Consider the following 7,655-nt stretch of genomic DNA (forward strand, 5'->3'; position numbering starts at 1 on the left):
CCTGCAATTGAAGTGCACCCCAAAAGTTAGACAAAAAACTTTTGGGGTGCACTTCATGATTCAGAACTCAGGTTAATTTACAACTCAAAATTCATAATTCATAATTCAAAATTCTTAACCCTCCTCCTGTATACCGCGCACGTCGTAAGGAAATAGATGCCTGCCTGCAACCACAGCGCCCGATACTCGAAAGCCACCTCGTTGAGCGTGGCTCCCATGCTGTTGATGCGCACATAGCCGTTGATGCCGAACGTGGAGGGGAAGAGGTAGGAGAAATACCTCCAGAACCCGGGCATCGCCGATCCCGGCCACGAGATGCCGGACAGGAACAGCAGCGGCACGGAAGTAAAGACAAACAGCAGCATGCAGGTCTCGCGGTTGCGTATGAAGACGGATGCCGTCATGGCAAAGAAGATGCAGGCGGCAAGATAGGGCAGGGCGAACAGGGTGAGCACACCGGGAATGGCTATCTGGTTGAGGCTGAACAGGCGGGGAACCACACAGAGGATGTACACCGCCACCAGCGAATAGACCATGAAATAGCTCAGCCCTTTCCCCATGACGATGCGGAGCGTGCCGTTGTAGTGGCGGTCGGCGGGTATCAGCTCCTTGAAGCGGTTCTGCTCGCGTGCCGTTCCGGCAGACAGCCCGATGCCCAGCAGCAGCGTCTGCTGTATAATCAGTATGAGCACGGCGGGTATCAGGAAGGCGGCAAACCCGTTTGCCGGATTGAAGAGGGCTATGTCTTCGTACTCGATGGGGTAGGCGGTCAGCTCGTCCTGGCGGGCGGTGGTGTTGCCGGCACGTTCCATCTTGATATCCGCATTCATGGCAAGCGACACGTTGGTGTTGGCGGTGAGCAATGCTTTGTAGTAGAGCAGCCCGCTCATGTCGCAGAAGATGCTGACCTGCGTCTGCTTGCCCCGGACGATGTCGTCGCTGAAGTGGGAGGGGATGTAGATGATGCCGTATGCCTTGCGCTCTTTCAGCATGAGTTTTGCCTCTTCCATATCGGCGCAATAGGACACGATGTCCGTCTCCGGACTGGCGTTCACTTTCCGCAGATACTCCCGGCTCAGCGAGCTGTGCGAGTGGTCCACCACGGCGACGGGCACCTTGCGGATTGTCTCGTTGGTATAGATGAAAGAGTATATCAGCGGGTAAACCAGCGGGACAAGCACGAAGAATATCAGCACGCCCTGGTCGCGGAAGGTGGTGCGGAACTCTTGCTTCCATACGTAGAACAGGTCGTGTATGCCTTGTGCCACTTTCTGTTTGAAGGTCGGTTGTTTCATCAGGGTAAATATTTATAGTATATCAATGCCGCTTTCAGCCTGTTTGCCACCAGGAAAGGAAGCATCATGAAGATAAGCAGCGCCACATAGTTGGTCCAGGAATATATCATCGGGTATCCGTTCAGCGCCTGGTCTGCATAGATAAGGAAGTAGTGGCGCAGGGGGAACAGGTTGGCAAGCGCCTGCAGCACGGGGTGCATCGCCATGGCGGGAAAAGAGAGCCCGCACATGGAGAACGACAGCACGCCCCACAGGGAAGCGAAGCTCAGTCCCAGCCGCAACGTGGGCAGGGTGCCTATCATCAGGATGCCCATGCCCTGCGATGCCAGCACCAGGCAGAGCGTGGCAAGCAGCATCGGCGCTATTCCGCTGTTGCAGGGAAAGTGTAGGAAGCCGTACAGGTACACATTATATAATATGCCCATCAGAAAGAACACGGCGGTATGAGGCAGCAGTTTCCCGGCAAGGGAAATCCAGATGGAATTGTTGCCCGTGCGCAGCCATTCGCGGGCGGTGCGCTCCTTGATTTCCACTCCGATGGAGTAGACGGTTATCATGAAGATAAGCAGCATCAGCATGCCCGGGGCAAAGGTGTTGCACAAATACACGGAGTAGTTCAGCCAGGGATTGTTCAGCGCGTGGGTGTCGATGACGATGGGTTGCAGGAATGCCATCGCCTGCTCTTCCGTGGCGCCTTTGGCATAGAGCACGCTGCGTGCGGCGGCTCCCGATGCCAGCTCGCTCATCATCTTCATGTCCTTGAAGAGCAACGAGCCGGCGATGAGCAGCGTGTTGTTGGTGTAGAAAGAGACTTTGGGCTGCCGCTGTGCCTGCGCCTTGGCTCCGGTCCCTTCGGGGATGTAGTAGAAGCCGTAGATTTCTCCTTGCTGCATGGCGGTGCGTGCGGCGGCGATGTCGGGATAGCGGGCTACGACTGCCGTTTGCCCGAAAGCGTCGAGGTTGCGTGCCAGCTGGCGCGAGGTGGCGGTCATGTCGCGGTCCACCACGCCCACGGGCATGTCGGTGGGCAGTCCGGAGTCCATCAGCGTTGTGAAGAACAGGTAGCAGAACAGGGGCGCTATCACCATGCAGAACAGGTATAGCGGGCGCGAAACGAGGCGGCGGAACTCACGCTTCATCACCGTCCATAATGCTCTATGTGGATTGCTTTTTTTCATGATTGTCTGATTTCCTTATCTCTTATGTTTGGGTGGTATCCCTCGTTGTTATGCTTGTGAACTCCCTTTGCTTTTTTCATGTCTTTTCGTTATCGTTTCAATATCACACTCATTCCCGGGCGCAGTCCTTCCACCTTCTCCAGCGGCGATGCTTTCACTTCGAATGTCTTCAGGTCGAACTGTCCGGCGGGTTTGGTCGCCTTCCAGGCGGCGTATGTGCCGAGGTCCTTCAGGTAGTACACTTTCAGGCGGACGTTCTTGCGGAGTGCGGGGACGAAGGCTTCGAACTCCGTGCCCATGCCCAATTCCTGCAACAGGTCCTCGCGCACGTTGAAGGTGACCCACATGTCTTCCATGATGGCGATGTTCATGATGGGTGCGCCGGTGCCTGTCAGCTCGCCCCTTTTGGGGAATATCTCGGAGACTTCGCCGGCGGTTTGGGCTATCAGGTAAGTCTCCTTGATGTATGACTCCACTTCGGCAACGGCTCCTTTGGCGCGTTCCACCAGGGCTGCCGCGGCGGCTTTGTCCTCGCGCTCGGCGCCGTTCTTTGCCATGGTGTATTGGGCTTTCGCCGCCTTTTCGGTGGCTTGTGCGGCATCGCGCTGGGCGGTGACTTCATCCAGCTTCTGTGCCGTCATCACCCCCTGGTCGTGCAGGTTCTTCACGCGTTTGTACGACTTCTCCGCTATGGCAAGTCCTGCCTGCGCTTTCTGCCACATTTCGTAGGCTGCCTGTATCTGTTCCCGGCGGGCACCTTTCAGCGCCTTCTCGTTTTGTGCCTGTGCGGCGGCTTCGGCGGCACGTGCCTGCTCCAGTTTGGCTTCTACGTCGGGGGCTTCAAGGATGGCAAGGGTGTCTCCGGCTTGCACGCTTTGTCCTTCTTTCACCCGGAATTCCAGGATGCGTCCCGGCACTTTGCTCGATACGCGGTACTCCGTTACTTCCGCCTGGCCTTGTATGATTTCCGGTCCTTTGCGCAGCATGAAGAAACCTACCAGGGCAACGATGGCGATTACTCCCGTCAGGGTGAGGAACGCCAGTAACATGTTGGTGTTTTGTGATTTTGTATCCATTTTTAGATTTTAAATTTTAGATTTCAGAGTTTAGAGTTACAAATTTCAAATTTCAAATTTTAGAGTTGCGGATTACGGATTAAAGAGGGATAACTCCTGTTTTCCTAAAGTTGACCTTTGTCGTGCTAAACGTCAACTTTACGGAACTAAACCTCAACTTTAGAACGCTAAACGTCAACTTTTAACCCTCCGAACCTTAACCCTCAATTCCTAATTCAAAATCCCTAATTCAAAATCCCTAATTCAAAATTCTCAATTCAAAACTTCTAATTCTCAATTCAAAATTCCAAATTATTTCCTTCCCAACTCCCCCGTCGCCTTCTTCAGATAGATTTCCGTCAGCTTCACGTCTATCTGTGCGTCTATCTTTTCCGATTGGGCAGAGAGCCAGGCTGTGTGTGCTTCGAGCACATTGCTTGCCGGTATCACTCCTTCCTCAAATCCGAGGGTGGCATAGCGCAGGTTCTCGTCTGCCTTCTCCAGGTTCTTTTCTGCCATGACAAGCTTCTTGGCGGCTTCGTTTACCTTGAAAACCGATTGGTTGACTTGCAGCTCTATCTTCTCTTTGGCATCGTCCAGCTGATATTGGGTGATGCGGGCTTCGGACTTGGCGGCTTTTACCTTGTAGATTCCCTCGCCCCAATGCCAAAGGGGGACGCTGACCATGACGCCTACGTTCCACATGCCTTTGAACTTGTTCTCGAAGCTGTTGAATACGGAAGGGTTGGTGGCGATGTAGTTGCCTGCTAAGGCTACGGACGGCAGGAACTCCGAACGCGTGACGTTCACTTTCTGCCTGTAGATTTGTGTGGCAAGCTCCAGGCTGCGCACTTCCGGACGCGTGGCGTATACATTATTTATATCAATGCTGCCGTTCGCTGCCGGAACGGGGAGCAGGTCTTTCTCCTGTTCGTCTGCCAGGGTCACGGGCGTGCCGAGGTCCAAGCCGCACAACTGGCATAGCAACATCCTGGAGAGGCTTAAGCCGTCGTCCACTTTGGTCAGGGTCATTTCGGCTTCGTTCACTTTCACTTTTACCGACAGCCCGTCCGCCTTCGTTGCCACTCCTTCGGCAATCATCTTGTCTATGTCGCTTTCGAGTTTTTGCAGCAGTTCGAGGTAGCCTTCCGCCAGCCGCTTCTTATTGGCGAGCGACACCACCTGCCAGTATGCCTGGTCGGTGCTGAGGATGACGTCCTGCATGCCGCTGTTGTGCTGCTGGCGTGCCAGCTCTTCGGCATATTTGGTAATCTTGTTGTAGGCACGTATCTTGCCGCCCATGTAGAGCGGCTGGGTCAGGGTCAGCGTGCCGGCATACATGTTGCGCGTGTCGGTGCGGAAGGCGTCTACAAGCGATTGCCCCATTCCATTCAGCGGGGTGGCGATGTCTATGTTGCCCAATGACTGTACGAGCGCCATGAATTGCGGGTTCTGCGCCAGTCCCGGATGTTGCGCCAGTATGCCCTGGATGCCGTTTTGCAACGCGCCGCTTACTTGGGTCCCTATGGAGCCGATTGCGCCTTTCTGCGCATCGTTCAGCAAGGAGAACTCTTTCTGGTTGCGCATGTATCCGCCGGAAGCGGAAATCTTGGGCAGGTAGTTGGTGAATGCCGCCTTGTTCTGATAATGTGCCGCCTTGATTTTTTCACGGCTTATCAGCAGCTCTTTATTGTTGGCGATGGCCAATGCACGGCAACTATCCAAACTCAAGGCATCCTGTGCGGCAACCGGCAGCATCAGGCTGGTCAAGTAGATGAAACAGAAGAACTTTTTCATTATATCTATACATTAGAAACATTGTGAATGTATTGTTTTGTAAAGTAACAATAATTGCATAAACAACGATGCAAAAGTATAGGGTTTTAGCGATATTGCAAAATAATTGTGCCCTTTTGTTGCTTCAGGATGCTAAATATAACAGAAAAAAGGAGAAAAAGGTTTGTTTCACCGGGCTTTCATTTGAGGGAGTTGTCGGGGGCGGCTCTTAGTCCAGGCTGAACGACCGGGAACCTATCAGTGTTCCGCCCGAGAAGATGTCTACCCGATAGTTTCCCGCATAGAGAAACTCTTCGACATCCCAATAGACCGTTACATGTTGTTCTTCGCCGTTATACTCGATGTATTTCTTGATGGAGTATGCCAGCTCGCGGTTTTCGTAAGGGAAGGTGTTGGATGCGCTTTTGCTCAGCACATCGTTGTCCGGCTTGGTGATGCGGACGTAGAGGGTGCGTTCGCCGGTTTCGGCGGTTATGTTCTTGACAATGGTGAAGTCGATTTTCAGTTTGACGACGTCTTTCACCCTCTTGGCTTGCTTGCCCCGCTTGTTGGTGGCAAGGATGCTGATGTTCGTGGCATCCAGCTGGGCGGCGAGCGTCACCCGCTTATCCAGGTTTTTCTTCTCTTCGGCAAGGCTGCTGATTTGTTGCGAAGCGGCGTTGTACTTGCGGGTGACATCGGCTATCACTTCCTTCTGATGGTTGGTGAGGCGGCTCAGGGAGTCTATCTGGTTGATGTAGCCTATCATCACCTTGCGCAACGTGGCAAGTTCCTTCTTCAGTCGGCGTATTTCGGCGGCGTTGGTGCTTTTTACGGTGCGGAGTTCTTCCAGCAGGCGTTGTGTCTTCAGTTGCTCCTGCTCCAGCAGCACGGAGAGGGAGTCGTTCGAAACGGTAAGCTTCAGTTCGTCATATTGCTTGGCGAAGTCGGTGTACTGGTTCTCCAGGTCTTCTTTCTCCAGGTTGAACTCCTGCACCAATTCGTTGTTGGTGCGTTTTTCCGAAATCAGCAACACGGTGACGCCTATCAGCAACAGCATCAAAATGCTTCCGATGGCGATTTGAAGCGTATTTTTCTTGTTGTCGGTCATTTTTTATAACTAATGAATGGTTAATTATTATTATACCGTTGTCCGGAGCGTAGTGCGGACGTTCTTCCTCTGCCGTCTATGCCCCTGCATTGTAAATCGCTGCAAAAATAGGAATTAATCGTCAATCACTCATCACCCGGCACCCGTCACTTTCTTCATTTAACTAAAATTATTACGGAAATATTTCCTTAATCAGGAATGTCGTTGTACTTTTGCAGCAACTTTATAAAACACTAATAAACAAAAAACTTTAGAAATTATGTCAAAAGTAACCGTAGTAGGTGCAGGTAACGTAGGTGCTACATGCGCTAATGTGTTAGCCTTTAACGAAGTGGCTGACGAAGTGGTAATGCTGGACGTGAAAGAAGGCGTTTCAGAGGGTAAAGCAATGGATATGATGCAGACTGCTCAGCTGTTGGGCTTCGACACCACTGTCGTAGGCTGTACCAACGATTATGAGAAGACTGCCAACTCTGATGTTGTGGTAATCACTTCAGGCATTCCCCGTAAGCCGGGCATGACCCGCGAAGAGCTGATCGGCGTGAATGCAGGTATCGTCAAGTCGGTTGCACAGAACATTCTGAAATATTCTCCCAACGCTATCCTCGTAGTTATCTCCAACCCGATGGATACGATGACTTACCTGGCTCTGAAGTCTTTGGGTGTTCCCAAGAACCGCATCATCGGTATGGGTGGCGCTTTGGACAGCTCACGTTTCAAATACTTCCTGTCTCAGGCTTTGGGCTGCAATGCCAACGAAGTGGAAGGCATGGTTATCGGCGGCCACGGCGATACTACCATGATTCCTTTGGCTCGCCTTGCCACTTACAAAGGTCAGCCGGTAAGCACGCTGTTGAGCGCAGAGAAGTTGGACGAAGTGGTGGCTTCCACAATGGTAGGCGGCGCTACGCTCACTAAGTTGCTGGGCACTTCCGCATGGTATGCTCCGGGTGCGGCAGGCGCATACGTTGTAGAGTCTATCATCCACAACCAGAAGAAGATGATTCCCTGCTCGGTATATCTGGAAGGCGAATATGGCGAATCGGACATTTGCATCGGTGTTCCCGTAATCCTTGGCAAGAATGGTATCGAGAAGATTGTAGAACTGGAACTGAATGCTGACGAAAAGGCTAAATTTGCTGCCAGCGCCGCTGCCGTTCACAAGACTAACGCTGCTCTGAAAGAAGTAGGTGCGCTCTGATTGAGGGGGTGGCTGAAAAGCATAAGAAAAGAGAGGGGG

Annotated in this window: 6 protein-coding genes; 1 reads left to right on the forward strand and 5 read right to left on the reverse strand. The window is 52.6% G+C overall.

What is annotated here, in order from left to right; translation table 11 throughout:
* Positions 1-98 precede the first annotated feature (98 nt).
* The 5 genes from QZ327_RS08720 to QZ327_RS08740 all read right to left on the reverse strand — a co-directional run bounded on the left by QZ327_RS08720 (position 99) and on the right by QZ327_RS08740 (position 6,415).
* A complete protein-coding gene (locus QZ327_RS08720) occupies positions 99-1,295 on the reverse strand; it encodes an ABC transporter permease (protein ID WP_294618685.1) in 1,197 nt (398 codons plus the stop codon).
* Positions 1,295-2,473: an ABC transporter permease gene (locus QZ327_RS08725; RefSeq protein WP_294618686.1), complete on the reverse strand. Its 1,179-nt coding sequence runs from the start codon at positions 2,471-2,473 to the stop codon at positions 1,295-1,297. The genes QZ327_RS08720 and QZ327_RS08725 overlap by 1 nt, the downstream gene beginning before the upstream one ends.
* An 89-nt stretch (positions 2,474-2,562) precedes the next feature.
* Positions 2,563-3,549, reverse strand: a complete 987-nt coding sequence (locus tag QZ327_RS08730) for an HlyD family secretion protein (RefSeq protein WP_294618687.1) — start codon at positions 3,547-3,549, stop codon at positions 2,563-2,565.
* 291 nt (positions 3,550-3,840) lie between these two features.
* Positions 3,841-5,325: a TolC family protein gene (locus QZ327_RS08735; RefSeq protein ID WP_294618688.1), complete on the reverse strand. Its 1,485-nt coding sequence runs from the start codon at positions 5,323-5,325 to the stop codon at positions 3,841-3,843.
* Between the two features lie 208 nt (positions 5,326-5,533).
* Entirely contained in the window at positions 5,534-6,415 is an 882-nt protein-coding gene (locus QZ327_RS08740; protein ID WP_294618689.1) for a hypothetical protein, read from the reverse strand.
* A 259-nt stretch (positions 6,416-6,674) separates the two neighbouring features.
* On the opposite strand from QZ327_RS08740, the gene mdh reads away from it, so the two are divergent.
* The gene (gene mdh, locus QZ327_RS08745) at positions 6,675-7,616 is read left to right on the forward strand and encodes a malate dehydrogenase (RefSeq protein WP_294618690.1); all 942 of its coding nucleotides are present in this window, start codon (positions 6,675-6,677) and stop codon (positions 7,614-7,616) included.
* The last annotated feature ends 39 nt before the right edge of the window (positions 7,617-7,655 follow it).

This window comes from uncultured Bacteroides sp., assembly GCF_910578895.1.
Taxonomy (GTDB): Bacteria; Bacteroidota; Bacteroidia; order Bacteroidales; family Bacteroidaceae; genus Bacteroides.

Excerpts from the sequence above, each read along its gene's own strand:
- QZ327_RS08720 (WP_294618685.1), bottom strand. The coding sequence starts at position 1,295 with ATGAAACAACCGACCTTCAAACAGAAAGTGGCACAAGGCATACACGAC.
- QZ327_RS08725 (WP_294618686.1), bottom strand. The coding sequence starts at position 2,473 with ATGAAAAAAAGCAATCCACATAGAGCATTATGGACGGTGATGAAGCGT.
- QZ327_RS08730 (WP_294618687.1), bottom strand. The coding sequence starts at position 3,549 with ATGGATACAAAATCACAAAACACCAACATGTTACTGGCGTTCCTCACC.
- QZ327_RS08735 (WP_294618688.1), bottom strand. The coding sequence starts at position 5,325 with ATGAAAAAGTTCTTCTGTTTCATCTACTTGACCAGCCTGATGCTGCCG.
- QZ327_RS08740 (WP_294618689.1), bottom strand. The coding sequence starts at position 6,415 with ATGACCGACAACAAGAAAAATACGCTTCAAATCGCCATCGGAAGCATT.
- mdh (WP_294618690.1), top strand. The coding sequence starts at position 6,675 with ATGTCAAAAGTAACCGTAGTAGGTGCAGGTAACGTAGGTGCTACATGC.